This window comes from Streptomyces sp. NPDC088707, from assembly GCF_044752725.1.
Taxonomy (GTDB): Bacteria; Actinomycetota; Actinomycetes; order Streptomycetales; family Streptomycetaceae; genus Streptomyces.
In genome coordinates this window covers 351,585-371,179 of the sequence record NZ_JBIVLV010000003.1, presented here as the reverse complement: position 1 = coordinate 371,179, position 19,595 = coordinate 351,585, and the positions used below count along the sequence as shown (strand labels likewise).

Below are 19,595 nucleotides of genomic sequence, written 5' to 3'. Positions count from 1 at the left end.
CACATGTCGGGACGCTTCCGGCATCCGGGACGGGGTCAGCAGACGTAAAGGGGCGTCAGGAGGAGTAAGGGCGGGCCCCGCAGCGGCACGGACGAGTCCGTGGGCAGGGGCGGATCCGTCCTACTGCGGCGGGTTGCCCGTCGAGATCTTCAGGGTGAACTCGGCGTCCTTGTCGGTGATGTCCTCGCCGGCCGGCGGGTACTGCTCAAGGACCGTGCCCTCGCCGTACGTGGACTCGTCCACCGGGGTCTGCGTCATGATCTTCCAGCCCGCTGCTCGTACGCAGTCCTTCACCGAGTAGATGTTCTTGTAGGTGAAGTTGGGGACCTCGAACTTCTCCGGGTCGTCGCTCGACTCCGTCGGCTGGCTGCACTTCTTCGGGTCGATCGTCTTGGTCAGGTCCGGGCCCTTGTGGCCGGGGGCCGCCGACTGGCTCTGCCGGGTCTCCGTGCCGCCCGTGCCTCCGGCCTCGGGGGTGTCCTTGTCGTCCCGGTTGAGGAAGGCGACGAGGCCGCCGATCGCGAGCAGGGCGACGAGGGCCGCGCCCACGATCACCGGCGTGTTCCGCCGCGAGCCGCCACCCGTCGGGGTGGGCGCGGGGGTGTGGACCGGGGCGTACGGCGCGGGGGTGGGCGCCTGGTACGGGCCCTGCGGGGCGGGGGCCTGGGTGTGGTACGCCGGAGCGGGCGTCGGCGCCTGCTGCGGATAGCCGTACGAAGAGGCGGGCGCCGGGGTCGCCGGACCGTACGGTCCCGGCGTCGGCGGCTGGTAGGGGTGCTGCACCCCGTGCGGTGCGGAATGCGGGGCCGGCGGCGGGGTCTGGCCGACGGGCGGGAAGACCGCGGAGCCGACGCCCGCACCGCTGGTGACGGGACCGCCGGGGACGATCACCGGGGCACCGGTCTGGCCGGCGGAGAGCACCCGGAGGCACTCGTCGCGCATCGCGGCCGCGCTCGGGAACCGCTCGTTCGGGTTCTTTCGCAGCGCGCGGGCGACGAGTGCGTCCATCGCCGGCGTCACGGCCCGGTTGACCGTCGACGGGGCGACCGGCTCCTCCTGCACGTGCGCGTAGGCGATGGCCAGCGGGGAGTCGGCGTCGAAGGGGAGCCGGCCGGTCAGCAGCTGGAAGAGCATGATGCCGACCGAGTAGAGGTCGGAGCGGGCGTCCACCGCGCGCCCGAGGGCCTGCTCGGGGGAGAGGTACTGAGGGGTGCCGACGACCATGCCGGTCTGCGTCATCGACGTGACGCCGGACTGCATGGCCCGCGCGATGCCGAAGTCCATGACCTTGACCACGCCGCGCTTGGTCTGCATCACGTTGCCGGGCTTGATGTCGCGGTGGACCAGCCCCATCTCGTGGCTGACCTCGAGGGCGGCGAGCACGTCGGCCGTGACCTTCAGCGCCTTGTCGGCCGGCATCGCGCCGTACTGCTGGATGTCCGAGGCGAGGACCGAGCCGAGCGGCTGCCCCTCCACGTACTCCATGACGATGTACGGCATGACGGCGCCGTCGAGGGTGTCCTCGCCGGTGTCGAAGACCGAGACGATGTTGGTGTGCGACAGCTTCGCGACCGCCTGCGCCTCGCGGCGGAAGCGCTCACGGAAGGACTGCTCACGGCCGAGCTCGGTGTGCAGCGTCTTGATGGCGACCTGGCGGTCGAGTGCGCTGTCGTAGGCCAGGTAGACCGACGCCATGCCGCCCTCGCCGAGAAGGTCGCGCAGCTGGTACCGGCCGCCCGCGACCGAACCGCCCGCATAGCGGCCCTGTGCGCCGTCCTGGCTCATCTGTGCTCCCCCATACGCGCGCGTGGCGGCGTCGATCCGGAATTTCCTGGCCAAGTCTGCCCGAGGGCAGTGACACGTCAAGCCAGGTGCCCGTTCCGTGACCCTCCGCACAGGAAGGTCCCCCGAACCGTTTCGGCGGGGGCGGAGGAATCCTGCCGAATTTGCACAGGTGTACGTGGAAGGGATTGGATGGCCGGTCCATCTCGGACCGTGGTGTCGTACGGAGCCTGTAGCGTGACGACTGGACACGGCACGACAGACGACGGCGAGGACTGATGGCACCCGAATCCGGAGCAGGCGGCGGTGTGCCCGACTCGTCGGCGGAGTCCTGGGGCGTCGGCGGGGTCGTCGGCGACGGCCGCTACCGCCTGACGCACCGTCTGGGACGCGGCGGCATGGCGGAGGTCTTCGCGGCCGAGGACGTACGGCTCGGCCGTACGGTCGCGGTCAAGCTCCTGCGCGCCGATCTCGCCGAGGACCCGGTCTCCAAGGCCCGCTTCACCCGTGAGGCGCAGTCCGTCGCCGGGCTCAACCACCACGCCATCGTCGCGGTCTACGACTCCGGCGAGGACCTCGTCGCCGGCCGGCCCGTGCCGTACATCGTGATGGAGCTGGTCGAGGGCCGCACCATCCGCGACCTGCTGCTGAGCGCCGAGGCCCCCGGGCCCGAGCAGGCCCTCATCATCGTCTCCGGAGTCCTGGAGGCGCTGGCCTACTCGCACCAGCACGGCATCGTGCACCGCGACATCAAGCCGGCGAACGTGATCATCACCCACGGCGGCGCCGTGAAGGTCATGGACTTCGGCATCGCCCGCGCCCTGCACGGCGCGCAGTCGACGATGACCCAGACCGGCATGGTCATGGGCACCCCGCAGTACCTCTCCCCGGAGCAGGCGCTCGGCAAGGCCGTCGACCACCGCTCCGACCTGTACGCGACGGGCTGCCTCCTCTACGAACTCCTCGCGCTGCGGCCCCCGTTCACCGGCGAGACCCCGCTGTCCGTCGTGTACCAGCACGTCCAGGACGCGCCGGTCCCGCCGTCCGACGTCACGCAGTCCGTGCCGCCGGAGCTGGACGGCCTGGTGATGCGCTCGCTCGCGAAGGACCCGGACGACCGGTTCCAGAGCGCCGAGGAGATGCGCGGCCTCATCCAGTACGGCCTGCAGATGCTGCAGCAGCAGGGCGGTCACACCGGCACGTGGAACACCGGGCCGGTCGAGGCGCACGAAGGCGGGCACACCCCGGTCGGCGGCATGGCCGCGACGACCGCGATGGGCCACCCCATGCACGGCGAGACCGCGCAGGGCCCGATCCTTCCGCCGCGGAACCCGGAGGACGGCGGCGTCGGCGGGTACGGCGGCTACGACAGCGGTACGGGCGGGAACGGCGGCTACGGCCAGGACGGTCCGTACGGCTCGCACAGCGGGGGCAACGGCCGCCGCGGCAAGATCTGGCTGTTCGCCGCGCTCGCGCTGGTCGCGGTCGTCGCCGGTGTCGTCTACGCCCTGGACAAGGCGGGCGACACGGGCAACCAGAAGGGCGGCACGCCGACGCCGACGGTCTCGACCTCGCCGTCGACGCAGTCGGAGGAGCCGACGCCCTCGGAGGAGCCCTCCGAGCAGCCGTCGACCGACCCGGGCACGTCGGACGGGGGCGTCACGGAGGCGCCGTGGCCGCCGCCGACCACGTACCAGCCGACGACCCGGCCGCCGACCACGACTCCGCCGACGACCGAGCCGTCGAAGACGACCGAGCCGCCGACGGAGCCCACGGACGAGCCGACGGAGCCGACGGATCCGCCCACCGATCCCACGGACCCGCCGTCGACCGGCACGACCACCGATCCCACCGGGGGCGGCAACAACTCGGACCCGCCGCCGACGGACGGCACCGAGACCGGCTGACCGGGCTCGGCCCGGGCCCCCGGCCCGGACGCCGCCTCACCCCGCGAACGCGTCGCTCACCGCCTCGTACTCGCGGGTCCACCAGACCGCCAGGGCCGACACCGCAGGAAACTGCGGGTCGGCCCTTCGGTCGTGCAGCTGGTAGCGCCAGCGCAGGGTCCAGAAGTCGTTGAGCCGCTCCCACCACACCCGGTGCGCCGCCGCCGCCAGCTCGGCGCGGTCGGCGCCGGTCGCCCGCCGGTACGCGCGCGCGTACGCCCGCACCTTCTCCAGGGCCAGCTCACCTCCCGGCCGTACGAAGAAGATGGCGGCGGCCCTGACCGCCTCCTCGGCCCTCGGGCGGACCCCGAGCCGGTCCCAGTCGATGATCGCGGCGGGCTCGGCGCCCCGGTAGAGCAGGTTCAGCGGGTGGAAGTCGCCGTGCACCCAGCCGGCGGCCGCGGCGGGCGGCGGCCGGTGGTGGGCGTGCTGGGCGAGAAGCCGGCGGCGCTCCCTGAGCCGGTGCTCGGCGAGCGCGTCGAAGCTGTCGCGGGGGCGGTGGGCGCGGGCCAGGCGGATCAGCTCGTCGATGGCCCGGAAGGTGTCCTGGAGGTCGGCGCTGGCGCAGACACCGTCGTCGGCGGTGACGCCGGGCGCCCCGTCGGGCCCTGAGGGCTCCATGACCCGGTCCAGGGCGGTGTGGACCTGTCCGAGGAGGGTGCCGAGGCGCCGGGAGCAGCCCGTGGAGAGCTGGGCGCCGTCGCGGTGGCGGCCGTCGACCCAGGGGTGCAGGGCGTAGCAGTGGCCGTCGACGACGGCGACCGTGCGGCCGGTGGTGTCGGGCAGCGGCGGGGCGACGGGCAGACCGAGGGCGTGCAGCCGCTGGGTGGCGCGGTGCTGCCGGGCGATGGTGGCGCGGTCGGCGGTGGGGGCGTCGAGGTGCTGCTTGAGGAAGTAGGTGCCGCGGGTGGTGGAGAGGCGGAAGCCGCGGTTGAGCAGCCCCTCGGCGACGGGCACGCAGGAGAGGGGTTCTCCGGCGTGCCGGTGGCGGCGGAGCAGGGCGCCGACCGGTGGGACGGGAGGAGCGCCGGCAGGTGGGACGGGAGGAACACCGGCCAGTGGCTCGGGAGGAGCGCCGGCGGGTGGGGCGACGGCGGGCCGGGCGCCGGCGGGTGGGGCGCCGGCGGGCCGGGCGCCGGCGGGTGGGGCGCCGGCGGGTGGGGCGCCGGCGGGTGGGGCGCCGGCGGGCCGGGCGGCGCCCGGTCGAGCGCCGGGCCGGGGGGTGGGCGGTCCGGCCGGTGGAGTGAGCGTTTCAGATGAGCGCGGCACCCGCCAGATGTTAGATCACGCTACGTGGTGGAGGTGTCGCCGGACGGAGTGGGGGGCGGGGCGGGTCCCCGGGGTCTCGCTCGCGTAGTCGAGCGCGTGCACCGTCACGAACTGCGGTTCGATCCGCATGTAGACCGGGTCGAAGGCCTCGCCGTCCACCAGCTCGGGCTCGGCACCGAACTCCGCGAGCTCCTCCGCGGTCGGCTCGACGATCTCGGCGGTGCCGGTGAACTGCACGGACCAGAGGTTCGCGGACCCGGAGCTGAAGTTGTCCGCACCGTAGGCGACGACGCTGCCGTTGCAGGCGCGGTGGTAGCCGAGGCCCCGGTGCAGCCGGATCAGGACGCGGCCGTCGGCCACGATGTGGCGGGCGGGGGCGACGAACGGCATCGCCCGCATGCTCGTCGCCACCCGGCCGTACGACACACGGCCGAGCAACTCGATGGCGCGGATCTCGTCGGTGGACATGGCATCCACTCTCCGCCACCGGCACCGTGTCGGAGAAGGGGCCCCTGCCCCGGTTTCGCGGGGACGTAGGTCCCGAATCGGGGCGGCCGGCCGCGCTCTGGCCCGTACGGGTGAGGGCCCCGAACGGCCGGTCCGGCGTCACGACGGCGCGCGGCCGGCTCCGGGGCCCCGCCGTGCGTCAGTGGCGCTCCGCCTGGAGCCGCGCCACGTAGGCGGCGGCCTGCGAGCGCCGCTCCATGCCCAGCTTCGACAGCAGGCTGGAGACATAGTTCTTGATGGTCTTCTCCGCGAGGTGGAGCCGCTCGCCGATGACCCGGTTGGTCAGGCCCTCGCCGATCAGGTCCAGGATCCTGCGCTCCTGCTCCGTCAGGTTGGCGAGCTTGTCGTCACCCTTCGGATTGTTGCCGTCGCGCAGCCGCTCCAGGACGCGGGCGGTCGCCACCGGGTCGAGCAGCGACTTGCCGGCCGCCACGTCGCGTACCGCGCTCAGGAGTTCGTTGCCGCGGATGGCCTTGAGGACGTAACCCGAGGCCCCGGCCATGATCGCGTCGAAGAGCGCCTCGTCGTCCGCGTACGAGGTCAGCATCAGGCACTTGATGCCCTCGTCCTGCGAACGGATCTCCCGGCACACCTCCACCCCGCTGCCGTCCGGCAGCCGGACGTCGAGCACGGCGACGTCGGGACGGGTCGCGGGGATCCTGACCAGCGCGTCCGCCGCCGTCCCGGCCTCCCCGACCACCTCGATGTCGTCCTCCACGGAGAGCAGCTCGTGGACGCCGCGCCGGACCACTTCATGGTCGTCCAGCAGAAATACCCGGATTTTTCCTTCTTCGCGCACGCAGTCAGTCTCACATATTGGCTCTTCCCGCGCCCGGGGTGCGCGGGATAACGTGCCGGATGTTCCGACGACGGCGTCGGGCCGTTGTCCATGCGCTGACCAGCAGCGAGTCCCCTTTTCTCGATTTACTTGGAAATCCAAGCAAAATCGCAGGTCAAGTGGGGTTTCGCGGGAATGCCGCACTATGGGTAACGTGCCTATGACGGCGCTCGCCGGGGCACCTGTCACGCCCGACTCCGGCCGCGTCGCACCCACCCCGTGCGAAGGGTACGGATAAGGCGGAGCCGCACTGGCTTACCGGCGAACCCGGAGGCCGGACCGACGGAGGAGCACGCACGTGACCGTGGAGAGCACTGCCGCGCGCAAGACGACGCGACGCAGCAGCGGCGCCAAGCGCACCACCAGCGCCGCAAGCGCGAAGAAGGCACCGGCAGCGCAGGGCGCAGAGCCCGAGCTCGTCCAGCTGCTGACGCCCGAGGGAGAGCGCGTCCAGCACCCCGATTACGACATCGACCTGAGCGCCGAGGAACTGCGCGGTCTCTACCGCGACATGGTCCTCACCCGTCGCTTCGACGCCGAGGCGACCTCGCTGCAGCGTCAGGGCGAGCTGGGCCTGTGGGCCTCGCTGCTCGGCCAGGAGGCCGCGCAGATCGGTTCGGGCCGCGCCCTGCGGGACGACGACTACGTCTTTCCGACCTATCGCGAACACGGTGTCGCGTGGGTCCGCGGCGTCGACCCGACGAATCTGCTGGGAATGTTCCGCGGTGTGAACCACGGTGGCTGGGATCCCAACAGCAACAATTTCCACCTCTACACGATCGTCATCGGCTCCCAGACCCTGCACGCCACGGGGTATGCGATGGGTATCGCCAAGGACGGCGCGGATTCCGCCGTGATCGCCTACTTCGGTGACGGTGCCTCCAGTCAGGGCGACGTCAACGAGGCGTTCACCTTCTCCGCGGTCTACAACGCGCCCGTCGTGTTCTTCTGCCAGAACAACCAGTGGGCGATCTCCGAGCCCACCGAGAAGCAGACCCGCGTCCCGCTCTACCAGCGCGCCCGCGGCTTCGGCTTCCCGGGCGTCCGGGTCGACGGCAACGACGTCCTGGCCTGCCTCGCGGTCACCCGCTCCGCCCTGGAGCGCGCCCGCCGCGGCGAGGGCCCGACCCTCGTCGAGGCCTTCACCTACCGCATGGGTGCCCACACCACCTCCGACGACCCGACGAAGTACCGCCGGGACGAGGAGCGGGAGGCCTGGGAGGCCAAGGACCCGATCCTGCGCCTCAAGGCGTACCTGGAGAGGGAGGGGCACGCCGACGAGGCCTTCTTCGAGGCCCTGGAGGCCGAGAGCGAGGCGCTCGGCAAGCGCGTCCGCGAGGGTGTGCGCAACATGCCCGACCCGGACGACATGGCGATCTTCGACAATGTGTACGCGGACGGGCACTCGCTCGTCGACGAGGAGCGCGCGCAGTTCGCCGCCTACCAGGCGTCCTTCGCGGATGGCGAGGTCAAGTAACCATGGCTGTACAGAAGCTTCCGCTCGCCAAGGCGCTCAACGAGTCGCTCCGCAAGGCGCTGGAGACCGACCCCAAGGTCCTCATCATGGGCGAGGACGTCGGCAAGCTCGGCGGTGTCTTCCGGGTCACCGACGGTCTGCAGAAGGACTTCGGCGAGGACCGGGTCATCGACTCGCCGCTCGCCGAGTCCGGCATCGTCGGCACCGCGATCGGTCTGGCCCTGCGCGGCTACCGCCCGGTCGTCGAGATCCAGTTCGACGGTTTCGTCTTCCCCGCGTACGACCAGATCGTCACGCAGCTCGCCAAGATGCACGCCCGTGCGCTCGGCAAGGTCAAGATGCCCGTCGTCATCCGTATCCCGTACGGCGGCGGCATCGGCGCGGTCGAGCACCACTCCGAGTCCCCCGAGGCGCTCTTCGCGCACGTCCCGGGCCTCAAGGTCGTCTCGCCGTCCAACTCGTCGGACGCCTACTGGATGCTCCAGCAGGCCATCCAGAGCGACGACCCGGTCATCTTCTTCGAGCCCAAGCGCCGCTACTGGGACAAGGGCGAGGTCGACACCGAGGCCATCCCCGGCGCGCTCCACGACGCCCGGGTGGCGCGCGAGGGCAGCGACCTGACGCTCGCCGCGTACGGGCCGATGGTGAAGGTCTGCCTGGAGGCCGCCGCGGCCGCCCAGGAGGAGGGCAAGTCGGTCGAGGTCCTGGACCTCCGCTCGATGTCCCCGATCGACTTCGACGCCATCCAGCGGTCCGTCGAGAAGACCGGCCACCTCGTGGTGGTCCACGAGGCCCCGGTCTTCTACGGCGCCGGCGCGGAGATCGCCGCCCGGATCACCGAGCGCAGCTTCTACCACCTGGAGGCTCCCGTCCTGCGGGTCGGCGGCTACCACGCGCCGTACCCGCCGGCGCGCCTGGAGGAGGAGTACCTGCCGGGTCTGGATCGCGTGCTCGACGCCGTCGACCGCTCGCTGGCGTACTGAGGAGAGCACCGTGACGATCCGCGAATTCAAGATGCCCGATGTGGGCGAGGGCCTCACCGAGGCCGAGATCCTCAAGTGGTACGTCCAGCCCGGTGACACGGTTGAGGACGGCCAGGTCGTGTGCGAGGTCGAGACTGCCAAGGCCGCGGTCGAGCTGCCGATCCCGTTCGACGGCACGGTCCACGAGCTGCGCTTCCCCGAGGGGACCACGGTCGACGTCGGCCAGGTCATCATCTCGGTGAACGTCGGCGGCGGGGCCGCGCCCGAGGCGCCGGTGGCCGAGGCCGCTCCGGTCGCCCAGGCCGCGGCGCCCGCTCCGGTCGCCCCGGCCGCCGAGGAGGAGGCGGCCGAGCCGCAGGGCCGTACGCCGGTCCTCGTCGGCTACGGCGTGGCCGCCAGTTCCACCAAGCGGCGCCCGCGGAAGGCGGCGCAGGGGGCGGTCCCGGCCGCTCCCGCCGCTCCGGCGCAGGCCGCTCCGGCCGCCGTCCCCGTCGCCGTTCCGGTCTCCGTGCCGGAGCAGCTCAACGGGCACGGGCACGGCGCCGGGCGACCGCTGGCGAAGCCGCCGGTCCGGAAGCTCGCGAAGGACCTCGGCGTCGACCTGGCGACGGTCGTCCCGACGGGCCCGGACGGCATCATCACCCGGGAGGACGTCCACGCGGCGGCCGCTCCGGTGTCCGCGCCGGCCGTCGAGGCCCCGGCCCCGGCGCCCGTGGCCCAGCCCGTGGCCGCCCCGGCGGCCGTGCAGGCCGCTCCCGTCGTGTCGACCGACGCCCGGGAGACCCGTGTCCCCGTCAAGGGTGTACGGAAGGCCACGGCGGCGGCGATGGTCGGCTCGGCCTTCACCGCCCCGCACGTCACCGAGTTCGTGACCTTCGACATCACGCGCACGATGAAGCTGGTCGAGGAGCTCAAGTCCGGTACGGACATGGCGGGCCTGCGGGTCAACCCGCTGCTCCTCATCGCCAAGGCCGTCCTGGTCGCCGTCCGGCGCAACCCGGAGATCAACGCGGCCTGGGATGAGGCGGCGCAGGAGATCGTCCTCAAGCACTACGTGAACCTGGGCATCGCCGCGGCCACCCCGCGCGGTCTGCTCGTGCCGAACATCAAGGACGCGCACGCGCAGACCCTGCCCGAGCTCTCGGCGTCGCTGAGCGAGCTGATCTCCACGGCCCGCGAGGGGAAGACGACCCCGGCGGCGATGCAGGGCGGCACCTTCACCATCACCAACGTCGGCGTCTTCGGCGTCGACACCGGTACGCCCATCCTGAACCCCGGCGAGTCCGCGATCCTCGCGGTCGGTGCGATCAAGCTCCAGCCCTGGGTCCACAAGGGCAAGGTGAAGCCGCGCCAGGTCACGACGCTGGCCCTCTCCTTCGACCACCGGCTGGTCGACGGCGAGCTCGGCTCCAAGTTCCTGGCGGACGTCGCCGCGATCCTGGAGCAGCCGAAGCGGCTGATCAGCTGGGCGTAGTGCGCGGGTTCGCCCGTTTCACGTGAAACATGAGGCCCCGTCCATGATGTGGACGGGGCTCTCTGTTGCACCTCTGTTGTATCTATTCTGTGCGCATGCCCTCAGCGCCAGCCGGTCCCGCCCCGCAGCCCACCAGGCAGCCCCCCGCGGCCGATCGTGTCTACATGCACGTCAAGCAGGCCGTCCTCGACCGGCGCTACGAGGGAGGCACCCTTCTCACCGAGGGCGAACTGGCCCTTGCCGTGGGGGTGTCACGGACACCGGTCCGCGAGGCGCTGCTCAAGCTGGAGATGGAAGGGCTGCTCAGGCTCTACCCGAAGAAGGGCGCCCTCGTCCTCGCCGTCTCGGCGCAGGAGATCGCCGACGTCGTCGAGACCCGGCTGCTCGTCGAGGAGTTCGCCGTCCGCCGGGCCGTGCCCGCGCCCGCCTCGCTCGTCGAGCGCCTTGAGGAGCTCCTGGCGGAGCAGAAGCTGCGCGCCGCGGCCGGGGACCTCGCCGAGGTGGCGGCCACCGACCGGTGCTTCCACGCCGAGATCGTGCAGCACGCCGGCAACCAGATCCTCTCCCGCCTCTACGACCAGCTCCGCGACCGCCAGCTGCGGATGGGCGTCGCCGTGATGCAGTCCCAGCCCGACCGCGTCGCCAAGAACATCACCGAGCACGCCGAGATCCTCGACCGGATAAGAGCCGGCGACGCCGAGGGCGCGGCGCACTGCGTCCGCCAGCACCTCAGCTGGGTCAAGGTCCTGGTCCGGGGTGAGGACCGATGAGCAACCGCAACGGCCACGGCTCCGCCGTCACCCTCCCCGGCGATCCGCCCGGCGGCCGCCGGGCCGCCCTCGTCTGGGGCGTCGGTGTCGCCGTCTACTTCGTCGCCGTCATCTTCCGCACGTCCCTCGGGGTCGCCGGACTCGACGCCGCCGACCGCTTCGACGTCAACGCCTCCGCGCTCTCCACCTTCTCCATATTCCAGCTGCTCGTCTACGCGGGCATGCAGATACCCGTCGGCCTCATGGTCGACCGCCTCGGCACCAAGAAGGTCCTCGCCCTCGGCGTCGTCCTCTTCACCCTCGGCCAGCTGGGCTTCGCGCTCTCCCCCTCTTACGGCACCGCGCTCGCCTCCCGGGCACTGCTCGGCTGCGGCGACGCCATGACCTTCATCAGCGTCCTGCGGCTCGGCAGCCGCTGGTTCCCGGCCCGCCGCGGCCCGCTCATCGGCCAGGTCGCCGCGCTCTTCGGCATGGCCGGCAACCTGGTCTCCACCGTCTTCATCGCCCGCGCCCTGCACGGCCTCGGCTGGACGACCACCTTCGTCGGCAGCTCCCTCGCCGGCGTCGTCGTCCTGGTCCTGCTGCTGCTCTTCCTCAAGGACCACCCCGAGGGATACGAACCGCAGCCCGCCACCCACGCGGGCGCCGCCTTCGTACGCCGTCAGATCGCCGAGTCCTGGCGGGAACCCGGCACCCGGCTCGGCATGTGGGTGCACTTCACCACCCAGTTCCCCGCGATGGTCTTCCTGCTGCTGTGGGGACTGCCGTACCTGGTCGAGGCGCAGGGACTGTCCCGGTCGACGGCGGGGACCCTGCTCACCCTGGTCGTCCTGTCGAACATGGTCGTCGGCCTCGCGTACGGGCAGATCATCGCCCGCCACCACACGGCCCGCGCCCCGCTCGCCCTCGGCACGGTCGCCGCCACCGCCCTGCTGTGGGCGACCACCCTCGCGTACCCCGGCGACCACGCCCCGATGTGGCTGCTCGTCACCCTCTGCCTGGTCCTCGGCGCCTGCGGACCGGCCTCGATGATCGGCTTCGACTTCGCCCGCCCGGCGAACCCGCCGGAGCGTCAGGGCACCGCGTCCGGCATCGTCAACATGGGCGGCTTCGTGGCCTCGATGACGACGCTGCTCGCCGTGGGCGTGCTGCTCGACGCGACCGGTGACAACTACCGGATCGCGTTCTCGTCGGTCTTCGTCCTGGAGGCCCTGGGCGTCGTGCAGATCCTGCGCCTCAAGGCCCGTACCCACCGCAGGGAACGGGACCGGCTCGTCGCCAGCAGGGTGGAAGCCGTACACGTACCCGTCTAGGCAAGACCGCCGGACAGCGCAGCACCGGGGTGCGAGCCGCCGCGGGGCCGAACTAGCGGGGAGTCACCGCGAAGTTGTCGAGGATGGCCTGCGCCAGCGCCTCGTCGCCCTCCGTCTTGACCCGGTCGGCCACATCGGCCGGCCGGACCCGGCCGCAGGCGAGACGCACGAACGTCTCCCAGTCCGTCGCGAGCGTCACCGCGGGACCCAGCGAGGGCGCGCCGTCGATGGAACCCCGGCCCTCCGCGTCGACCCGTACCGTCCGCAGGAACTCCAGCGGGCCGCTGACGTCGACGACGACGGCCGAAGAGGCGGGCGCTCCCGCGTCCTTGGCGACGACCTTCGGCAGGGCCTCCAGGAGCACGTCACGCGTCACGTGGGCGCCCGCCGAGTCCAGGTTGCCCGGCGTGCCGAGCGCGACCCGCAGGTCCTGCTCGTGCACCCACACGTCGAAGGCCCGCATCCGGTACGCCAGTTCCAGGGACTGCTCGGCGCCGAGGGGGGCGCGGATCAGGTGCTCGGGGGAGCGGTTCTCGTTGCGGAGCTGCCGGGCCCGGCGGATCAGGATGTACTCCAGCTCCGAGGTCATCTCCGGCGCGGTGTGGTGCCGCCGCACGTCGACCTGGACCTCCATGTAGCGCGCGAAGTCACTGCGTACGTGGTAGAGATCGCGCGGCAGGGAGTGGATCGGGCGCGGGTCGCCGAGCATCTCGGTCTCCATGCCGATCACATGGGACACGATGTCCCGCACCGACCAGCCGGGGCACGGTGTGGGCCGGTTCCACTCGCCCTCCACGAGCGGCTGCACCAGCTCGGCTATCGCCTCGATGGAGTGGGTCCAGGCGTCGGCGTAGTTCTGGAGGCTGGGATGGACGGTCACGGGACCCCTCGGCGGTTCTTCGGTGCGCGGGCTGAAAACACGACTGGGTGGGAGGCTCGGACGCTAAGTTACGCTGCCCGAAGGCACCCCGGCAGTGCTTTCGTGTGACGATCGTAGGCCGGTGTTGACGGCTCGAATGCCAGGACGGTGGTAGTGTGCGCGCCTCGCTGATCCAGATCGCGGTAGACCCGGACGAACCGGTCGACGCCCGACGAGCCCGAGTGGCCCGTCTCGTACGGGAGGAGTCCGGCCGCGCCGACCTCGTCGTCCTGCCGGAACTGTGGCCCATGGGGGCCTTCGCGTACGAGTCCTTCGCCGCCGAGTCCGAGCCGCTGAACGGCCCCACCCACCGCGCGATGGCCGCCGCCGCGCGCGACGCCGGGGTCTGGCTGCACGCCGGTTCGTTCGTCGAGGCGGAGGGCGGGGCGCTGTACAACACCTCGCTGGTCCTCTCCCCCGACGGCGAACTCGCCGCCTCCTACCGCAAGATCCACCGCTTCGGCTTCGACAAGGGCGAGGCGGTGATGATGGCCGCCGGGGAGGACCTGGTCACCGTCGACCTGCCGCACCTCACCGTCGGCGTCGGCACCTGCTACGACCTGCGCTTCCCCGAGCTGTTCCGCGGGCTGGTCGACGCGGGCGCCCAGGCCTTCGTCGTCCCGGCCGGCTGGCCGGCCCGCCGCCGCGCCCACTGGAGCCTGCTCGCCCGGGCCCGCGCCGTCGAGAACCAGGCGTACGTCCTCGCCTGCGGTACGGCGGGCACGCACGCGGGGGTGGAGCAGGCCGGGCACTCGATCGTCGTCGACCCCTGGGGCGAGACCCTCGCCGAGGCGGGCCCGGACGAGGAGATCCTCCGGGTGGTCCTGGACCCGGCGAAGGTCACGGCGACCCGCGAGCAGTTCCCGGCGCTGAAGGACCGGGTGCTGGGCATCGCGCCCCCGAAGCGGGGCTGACGGCACCGGCCCCGCAGGCGGCCCTCATCGGCGGGGACCGCCCGCGGGGGCCGTGGGCGGGCCGACGCCTTCTCTCGTACGAGCTCCGCGGCGCGGCCCGCTACGCCTGCGCCGGGGCCTCTCGCCGGACGATCTCCGACTCGTCCGGGAGCAGGCCGGTGAGCTCCTGCCAGATCCGCTTCGGGGCGACGCGGCGCAGCCGGAACGGGCTGCCGGCCGTCACCTCGCCCTCCGCGACCGGCTCGGCGGGCAGCTCGCGCAGCCAGTAGCCGAGCGGACCGCAGTCCCAGGCGGCGACCACGCGGGCCGTCACACCCGCCACCCCCTCCTGGCGGCCCTGCCAGGCCGCGGTCATCCGCCAGTTGGAGCGCACCTCCACGATCAGCTGTGCGAGCAGCGTGGCGGTGCCCTCCGCCGCCCCGGCCGCGCGCAGCGCCTCGACGACCAGGTGCCGCTCGTCCGCGCCGGGTGTCGACGCGGCCTTCTCCAGGGCCTGGAGGCCCGCCTCGAGGACGCCGATGGTCGTCTCGACGACCTGCTCCCCGGCCTTGTCGACGCCCGCCGCGTCGGACTGGCGCAGGGCGATCAGGTCGGCCAGCGTCCACACCGTGGTCCGCGGCTCGACGAGCCGGTAGACCGCCTCCTCCTCGCCCGGCCAGGTCTCGTGACAGACGACGTGGTCGTCGCCGATGAGCAGCCCGTGGTGCAGGGTGCCCTGTCGGCCCCCCGCTTCGAGGGAGACGATCACGGAGGGGTTGACGAGGGTCTGCATCAGGGGCAGCAGGAGCGTGGACAGCTCCCCGGCCCCGCTCATGAGCCCGGCGTCCCGGAGCCGCGCCTCGGCGGGCGCCATGGACTCCGGGACCGGCTGACCGGTCGCCAGCTGGGCGAGGACGAAGACCTCGTCGTCGGCCAGCCGGAAACGGGAACGGGTCACGTCGAAGGAAGGCATGTGTCGCTCACTCGGGTAGGGCGGGTAGGGCGGGTGCGGCAGGTGCGCTGCGTGGGGCCGGTGCGCTGCGTGGGGCGGGCGCGCTGCGTGGGGCGGGTGGTGCGGCGTGTACGACGGCGGGAGCCCGGGCGTGTACGACGGCGGGAGCCCGGGCGGGGCGGCGGAGGGGGTTCGGGTCGGGAACGGAGGGGGTCCGGGTCGGGAATCAGTACGTCGCCTCGGTCCAGAAGTGGGTCACGCGGGAGATGCCCGCCTTCACCGCGCCGATCCGGGTCAGGGCCGACCGGTCGACGCCCGCGAAGATCAGACCCAGGGCCAGGTCGCCGCCCTCCGCGCGCCCCTCGACCCGCACGGAGAGCCGGCGGTTCTTGCCGCGCCCCGACTCGCGGACGGTGATCCTGACCCCCGGGTCCTCGTCGTCGGGCTCGCGGGTCAGCACGTAGGCGTTCTTGTCGAGGGCCGCGAGCCGGTACCGGTCGCCCGCGTACTTCATCGTCAGGGCGCGCTGGTCGAGCGTGGCGCCGAACCGGTTCCGCGTCACGTACACCATCCGGTCGCCGACCCGCAGCGTGGACCGGTTCAGGGTCGGCAGCTTGAGCCCCTCGGCGTGCATCCCGCGGGCCTCGAAAGAGGCCACGGGGAGCAGCCCGCCGCGCACCTCCGAGACGAGCGTCTCGGGGTTGGCGCGGGGGAGGGGCGCCGTCAGCGTGATCTCGCCGAACTCCGGCGAGACCCCCTTCCAGCCCGCGCTGTAGTGGTGCCGGTTCCCCTCCTTCCACGCCTGGAGTTCGAACGGGCTGACCTGGGTGTGCATGAACGGATTCCTCTTCGGTCTCAGGGATCTCGGGGTGTCGCGGCCGGGGTCAGTCGAAGGGGTTCAGGGCACTGCCCAGCTTCTTCGCTCCGCTCGCGATCCCGGAGCCCACGTCGGAGGCCTTGTCGCCGATCCAGTCCCCGGCCTGCTCGATACCCTTCCCGATGGCCTCGTGGTTGTCCCAGATCAGCGCGGCTCCGTAGGCCACGCCGGTGCCGACGGCGAGGCCGAGGGTGACCGGGGTCGGGGCGACGGTCAGGGCCGTCATCGAGGCGCTGAACGCCGTTCCGGTGAGGTCCGAGGCGAACTTCGCCGGGTCGGCCTTGATCATGTCCGTGTTGTACGTGGTGAGGTTGGCGATGCCGTACGCGGTGGCCGCGACGCCGCCGACGACACCGGCGCCGCGCAGTACGCCGGCCGCCTTGGCGGCGTTGGCGAGACCGCCGTTCTGCGCGACCTTCAGGAGGTTGGCCTCGGCGGCGGTCGGCATGAAGAAGGCGCCGTTGCGCATGAACCCGCCGAGCATGGCGGCCTCGTCCGAGCCGGTCAGCGCGGTCGCGAGACCCGGCGGCACCTTGCTGAGCAGGCTGCCGGGAGCCGCGCCCGCGAGCCGCATGTTGAAGTGCTTGGACAGGAAGGTGCCGGGCGCGGTGGGGTGGACGAACGGCGGCCGGATCGCCTTGGACAGCTTGTACGAGTACAGGCCGGCCGCGGTCAGGGCGCCCGCGAACGCGCCCGCCGTGACGGTGCCCTTGGTGAACCCGGCGACCAGGTCGGCCAGCTTCTCGTTGCCGGTGAGCTTGGCGATGCCGTCGCGCTGGAGCCGCTGGACGTAGTCGTCGAGCGTCTCGTCGTCCTTCATCTTCAGCCAGGCCAGGTTCATCCGGTCGTCCTTGGCCTTGTCGTCGGCCGCGGCGACCTTCCCGGCGTCACCGTTGAACCCGGTGCCGGCGGTGGCGTCGTTCTTGTTGCCCTGGCCGTCCTTGACCACGGCCTCCAGGTCCTTCTTCAGGTCCTGGTCGGCGAGGTCGAAGGCCTTGACGCAGCCGTCGATGTGCTCGGTCCAGGCCGTCTCGGCCTCCCGCACGCTCTTGGCGCCGTCCGGGTCGTGGTGCAGGGCGCTGCGCTCGCTCGGCGAGAGCCGCTCGTAGTCGTAGGCGACCCGGCCCTGCTCGGACACCTTCATCCCGGCCTTGACGGCGTCGGCGCGGGCGTTCTCCAGCTGCTTCTTCAGCTCGGTGAACTGCTCGTGGGCGTTGCGCAGCACCGTCGCGGTGGCCTTCGCCTGGGTCTGGGCGGCCTGGTACTCGTAGCGGGTGGCCGCGAAGTTGGTCTGCGCGGCGGTGGCGCTCTCGCCCAGCCAGGCCTGGGAGGTCGTCAGCGATTCGACGCTGTCGCGGTAGCGCTCCTCGACCTTCTTCAGGTCGCCCGCCATCTCGGTCCACTTGTCGGCGGTGGTGGCGAGCTTGCCCAGGTCGGTCGTCATGATCTCGGAGTACGTCAGCATGTACGTCCGCCCCCTCAGTACTGCTCGATGCGCGAGGTCGGCCTGACCCCGGCGAGACGGGCCCGGTTGTCGAGCTCCTGCTGGCCGAACGTGAGCGCGGTGCTGCGCAGGGCGGTCTTCTCGGAGGCGAGGCGGGCGAGGAGTGTCTTCACCTGGCTGTCCCAGGTGGTCTCGACCGTCTTCAGGCCTGCCGCGGTCGCCCAGCCCTCGAAGCCGCCGACGGCAGCGGTCGTGGCGGCGTCGGCCACCTTGGCGGCCTTCGCCGTGTCCGGTTCCAGCTCGTTCTCGATGGTGTTTGCCGCGGCCTTCTTCTTTGCTGGTGCGGTAGCGAGGCTCGGCGGCCCACCGGACGTGCCTCCGCCACCGCCGCCGCCATCGAGCTGGTTCAACCGCATGCCGACGGGGGCTTGTTCGGTCACGCCGGACCGTATTCCGGCCCAGTCCTCGTCAAAACCCATGCCGCTGCGCCCCCATGAGAAAGAATGATCATCACTTTGCAGGTGCACCGTATGTTTCCGTGGTGAGGCCCGGGATGCAAGGCTGGAACGCTCCTGCCTGGTCAGAGCGTGATGCCCTGCAGCGACGCGCCCGGTTCCGCACTTGTGCCCCCGCCCGTTTCGGCGTCCGGGTCCGCGTCCGGCCCTCCTCCCGGGGCCGGCGCGTACTCCGCCCAGGCCGCCGCCAGTCTCCGCACCGCCTCCGTGAGCACCTCCCGCGGCAGCAGGAAGTGCAGCCGAAGATGCCGGACGCTGCCGCCGAGGGCATCGGTGGTCGCACCCGGCAGGACGGCCACCCCGTGCCGGAGGGCGACCTGGGCGAAGGAGACGCCGTCGCCGTGCGGCAGCTGCACCCAGAGGGTCTGGCCGCCGGTCGCCGGGGCGCAGGACCAGGACGGCAGCAACCGGGCGAGCTCGGCCCGCAGATGGGCGTGACCCGCGCGGAGGGTGTGCAGCCGGGCGGCCCGTACGGGCGCGAAGCCGGCGAGGAGACGCGCGGCGACCAGCTGGGACGGCACGTCGCAGCCCAGGTCGTGCAGGGCCTTCAGCCGGGCGAGGCGGGCGATCAGCGGGGCCGGGCCGCGCACCCAGCCGATCCGCAGCCCGCCCCACACCACCTTGCTGAGCGAACCGACCGCGATCACCTCGCCGTACGCGGACAGGGGCCGCGGTTCCCGCCCGGTGCCGAACGCCAGGTCGCCCAGCACCTCGTCGTCCACGAGCGGCACCCCCAGCGCGTTCGCCGCCTCCACGAGCCGGCGCCCGGCGAGCGGCGGGAGCACCGTGCCCGTGGGGTTCTGGAAGCGGGCCACCACATAGGCCAGGGCGGGACGGTGGCGTTCCATCACCCGTACCGCCTCCGCCACGTCGAGCCCGTCCGGCCCGACCGCCACCGGCAGCGGCACCGCCGCGGCCTCCCGGAACAGGTCGAGCGCCCCCGGATACGTCGGCGCCTCCACCAGCACCCCGTCCCCCGGCGCGAGCAGCAGCCGGGCGAGCAGCGAAAGCCCCTGCTGCGCACCGGTGGTGACCAGGATCTGCCCGGGCCCGGTCGGCACGCCCCGCTCCGCGTACCGCGCGGCCACCGCCTCCCGCAGGACGCCGAGACCGCCCGGGTGGTAGCCGAGGTCCCCGCCCGGCAGGACGATCGAGCGGTACGCCTCCGCCAGCTCGGGCGGCGGCTCCACGGGGGCGGCGCAGCTGAGCAGGATGACGTCGTCCGGCGCCTCCAGGAGGTGCAGGAACAGCGGGTTGGAGGTCTCCGTCACACGGGGCGCGACCCCCGCCCGGGGCGCCTCCGGCGCGAGCGCGGCCCGGGCGACCCGGGTCCCGCTGCCCTGCCGCCGGACGAGCCGCCCCTCCTGGCGCAGGGTGTCGTAGGCCGCGACCACCGTCGTACGGCCCACGGCCAGGGCCTTCGCGAGCCGCCGGTCGGGCGGCAGCAGGGTGCCCGGGGGCAGCGCGCCCTCGTCGACGAGGCGGCGCAGCCGGGCCGCGAGCAGCAGGTAGAGCGGCCCGCGGCCGGCGGACCAGCGACCGAGCCGGGAGACGAGGTCGTCGGGATCGGGGGAGTGACCGATTGGCTTCATGGCCGAACCAATCTGCCGGGATTGGACCTGGGAACGCAAACGCC

17 protein-coding genes are annotated in these 19,595 nt (G+C 72.4%); 7 read left to right on the top strand and 10 right to left on the bottom strand.

Going from position 1 to position 19,595, the window contains the following annotated elements:
• Positions 1–120: 120 nt before the first annotated feature.
• The gene (locus tag ACIP84_RS12455; protein WP_401797716.1) at positions 121–1,785 is read right to left on the bottom strand and encodes a protein kinase; all 1,665 of its coding nucleotides are present in this window, start codon (positions 1,783–1,785) and stop codon (positions 121–123) included.
• 275 nt (positions 1,786–2,060) lie between these two features.
• Between ACIP84_RS12455 and ACIP84_RS12450 the strand changes: the two genes are divergently transcribed.
• The gene (locus ACIP84_RS12450; RefSeq protein ID WP_355957069.1) at positions 2,061–3,689 is read left to right on the top strand and encodes a protein kinase domain-containing protein; all 1,629 of its coding nucleotides are present in this window, start codon (positions 2,061–2,063) and stop codon (positions 3,687–3,689) included.
• Between the two features lie 36 nt (positions 3,690–3,725).
• Here ACIP84_RS12450 and ACIP84_RS12445 read toward each other — a convergent pair whose 3' ends face one another.
• From ACIP84_RS12445 to ACIP84_RS12435, 3 genes are all read right to left on the bottom strand, one after another.
• Positions 3,726–4,787, bottom strand: coding sequence for a phosphotransferase (locus tag ACIP84_RS12445; RefSeq protein ID WP_401797979.1), 1,062 nt, complete (start codon positions 4,785–4,787; stop codon positions 3,726–3,728).
• A 225-nt stretch (positions 4,788–5,012) separates the two neighbouring features.
• Complete coding sequence (locus ACIP84_RS12440) at positions 5,013–5,465, bottom strand: pyridoxamine 5'-phosphate oxidase family protein (RefSeq protein ID WP_401797713.1); 453 nt, start codon at positions 5,463–5,465, stop codon at positions 5,013–5,015.
• Between the two features lie 178 nt (positions 5,466–5,643).
• Positions 5,644–6,303, bottom strand: coding sequence for a response regulator transcription factor (locus ACIP84_RS12435; protein ID WP_355957064.1), 660 nt, complete (start codon positions 6,301–6,303; stop codon positions 5,644–5,646).
• 337 nt (positions 6,304–6,640) lie between these two features.
• Here ACIP84_RS12435 and pdhA point away from each other — a divergent pair, with 337 nt between their 5' ends.
• From pdhA to ACIP84_RS12410, 5 genes are all read left to right on the top strand, one after another.
• Positions 6,641–7,819 (top strand): pyruvate dehydrogenase (acetyl-transferring) E1 component subunit alpha, encoded by a 1,179-nt coding sequence (gene pdhA / locus ACIP84_RS12430; protein ID WP_355957062.1) that lies wholly within the window; start codon positions 6,641–6,643, stop codon positions 7,817–7,819.
• 2 nt (positions 7,820–7,821) lie between these two features.
• The gene (locus ACIP84_RS12425; protein WP_319315523.1) at positions 7,822–8,802 is read left to right on the top strand and encodes an alpha-ketoacid dehydrogenase subunit beta; all 981 of its coding nucleotides are present in this window, start codon (positions 7,822–7,824) and stop codon (positions 8,800–8,802) included.
• Between the two features lie 31 nt (positions 8,803–8,833).
• Complete coding sequence (locus ACIP84_RS12420; protein WP_401797978.1) at positions 8,834–10,276, top strand: dihydrolipoamide acetyltransferase family protein; 1,443 nt, start codon at positions 8,834–8,836, stop codon at positions 10,274–10,276.
• A 95-nt stretch (positions 10,277–10,371) separates the two neighbouring features.
• Positions 10,372–11,046 (top strand): GntR family transcriptional regulator, encoded by a 675-nt coding sequence (locus tag ACIP84_RS12415; RefSeq protein ID WP_355957058.1) that lies wholly within the window; start codon positions 10,372–10,374, stop codon positions 11,044–11,046.
• Positions 11,043–12,359: a nitrate/nitrite transporter gene (locus ACIP84_RS12410; protein WP_401797710.1), complete on the top strand. Its 1,317-nt coding sequence runs from the start codon at positions 11,043–11,045 to the stop codon at positions 12,357–12,359. Before ACIP84_RS12415 ends, ACIP84_RS12410 begins: the two co-directional genes overlap by 4 nt.
• A 52-nt stretch (positions 12,360–12,411) precedes the next feature.
• Here ACIP84_RS12410 and ACIP84_RS12405 read toward each other — a convergent pair whose 3' ends face one another.
• On the bottom strand, positions 12,412–13,239 hold the full coding sequence (locus ACIP84_RS12405; RefSeq protein WP_401797708.1) for a maleylpyruvate isomerase family mycothiol-dependent enzyme: 828 nt from the start codon (positions 13,237–13,239) through the stop codon (positions 12,412–12,414).
• A gap of 155 nt (positions 13,240–13,394) precedes the next feature.
• On the opposite strand from ACIP84_RS12405, the gene ACIP84_RS12400 reads away from it, so the two are divergent.
• Positions 13,395–14,192: a carbon-nitrogen family hydrolase gene (locus ACIP84_RS12400; RefSeq protein ID WP_355957051.1), complete on the top strand. Its 798-nt coding sequence runs from the start codon at positions 13,395–13,397 to the stop codon at positions 14,190–14,192.
• Between the two features lie 100 nt (positions 14,193–14,292).
• Here the strand turns inward: ACIP84_RS12400 and ACIP84_RS12395 are convergent, their stop codons facing one another.
• From ACIP84_RS12395 to ACIP84_RS12375, 5 genes are all read right to left on the bottom strand, one after another.
• The gene (locus ACIP84_RS12395; protein ID WP_355957049.1) at positions 14,293–15,144 is read right to left on the bottom strand and encodes a histidine kinase; all 852 of its coding nucleotides are present in this window, start codon (positions 15,142–15,144) and stop codon (positions 14,293–14,295) included.
• A 205-nt stretch (positions 15,145–15,349) separates the two neighbouring features.
• Positions 15,350–15,958 (bottom strand): hypothetical protein, encoded by a 609-nt coding sequence (locus ACIP84_RS12390; RefSeq protein ID WP_401797706.1) that lies wholly within the window; start codon positions 15,956–15,958, stop codon positions 15,350–15,352.
• Positions 15,959–16,007: 49 nt separating this feature from the next.
• On the bottom strand, positions 16,008–17,465 hold the full coding sequence (locus ACIP84_RS12385; RefSeq protein ID WP_355957044.1) for a hypothetical protein: 1,458 nt from the start codon (positions 17,463–17,465) through the stop codon (positions 16,008–16,010).
• A gap of 14 nt (positions 17,466–17,479) precedes the next feature.
• Positions 17,480–17,884 carry a hypothetical protein gene (locus ACIP84_RS12380; protein WP_355957042.1) on the bottom strand — a complete coding sequence of 135 codons (405 nt, stop codon included), beginning with the start codon at positions 17,882–17,884 and terminating at the stop codon, positions 17,480–17,482.
• Positions 17,885–18,024: 140 nt separating this feature from the next.
• On the bottom strand, positions 18,025–19,551 hold the full coding sequence (locus ACIP84_RS12375) for a PLP-dependent aminotransferase family protein (RefSeq protein WP_401797703.1): 1,527 nt from the start codon (positions 19,549–19,551) through the stop codon (positions 18,025–18,027).
• Positions 19,552–19,595 lie beyond the last annotated feature (44 nt).

Coding starts and splice junctions, on each gene's coding strand:
- ACIP84_RS12390 (WP_401797706.1), bottom strand. CDS start 15,958: ATGCACACCCAGGTCAGCCCGTTCGAACTCCAGGCGTGGAAGGAGGGG.
- ACIP84_RS12410 (WP_401797710.1), top strand. CDS start 11,043: ATGAGCAACCGCAACGGCCACGGCTCCGCCGTCACCCTCCCCGGCGAT.
- ACIP84_RS12395 (WP_355957049.1), bottom strand. CDS start 15,144: ATGCCTTCCTTCGACGTGACCCGTTCCCGTTTCCGGCTGGCCGACGAC.
- ACIP84_RS12440 (WP_401797713.1), bottom strand. CDS start 5,465: ATGTCCACCGACGAGATCCGCGCCATCGAGTTGCTCGGCCGTGTGTCG.
- ACIP84_RS12375 (WP_401797703.1), bottom strand. CDS start 19,551: ATGAAGCCAATCGGTCACTCCCCCGATCCCGACGACCTCGTCTCCCGG.
- ACIP84_RS12450 (WP_355957069.1), top strand. CDS start 2,061: ATGGCACCCGAATCCGGAGCAGGCGGCGGTGTGCCCGACTCGTCGGCG.
- ACIP84_RS12415 (WP_355957058.1), top strand. CDS start 10,372: ATGCCCTCAGCGCCAGCCGGTCCCGCCCCGCAGCCCACCAGGCAGCCC.
- ACIP84_RS12420 (WP_401797978.1), top strand. CDS start 8,834: ATGCCCGATGTGGGCGAGGGCCTCACCGAGGCCGAGATCCTCAAGTGG.
- ACIP84_RS12455 (WP_401797716.1), bottom strand. CDS start 1,785: ATGAGCCAGGACGGCGCACAGGGCCGCTATGCGGGCGGTTCGGTCGCG.
- ACIP84_RS12425 (WP_319315523.1), top strand. CDS start 7,822: ATGGCTGTACAGAAGCTTCCGCTCGCCAAGGCGCTCAACGAGTCGCTC.
- ACIP84_RS12385 (WP_355957044.1), bottom strand. CDS start 17,465: ATGCTGACGTACTCCGAGATCATGACGACCGACCTGGGCAAGCTCGCC.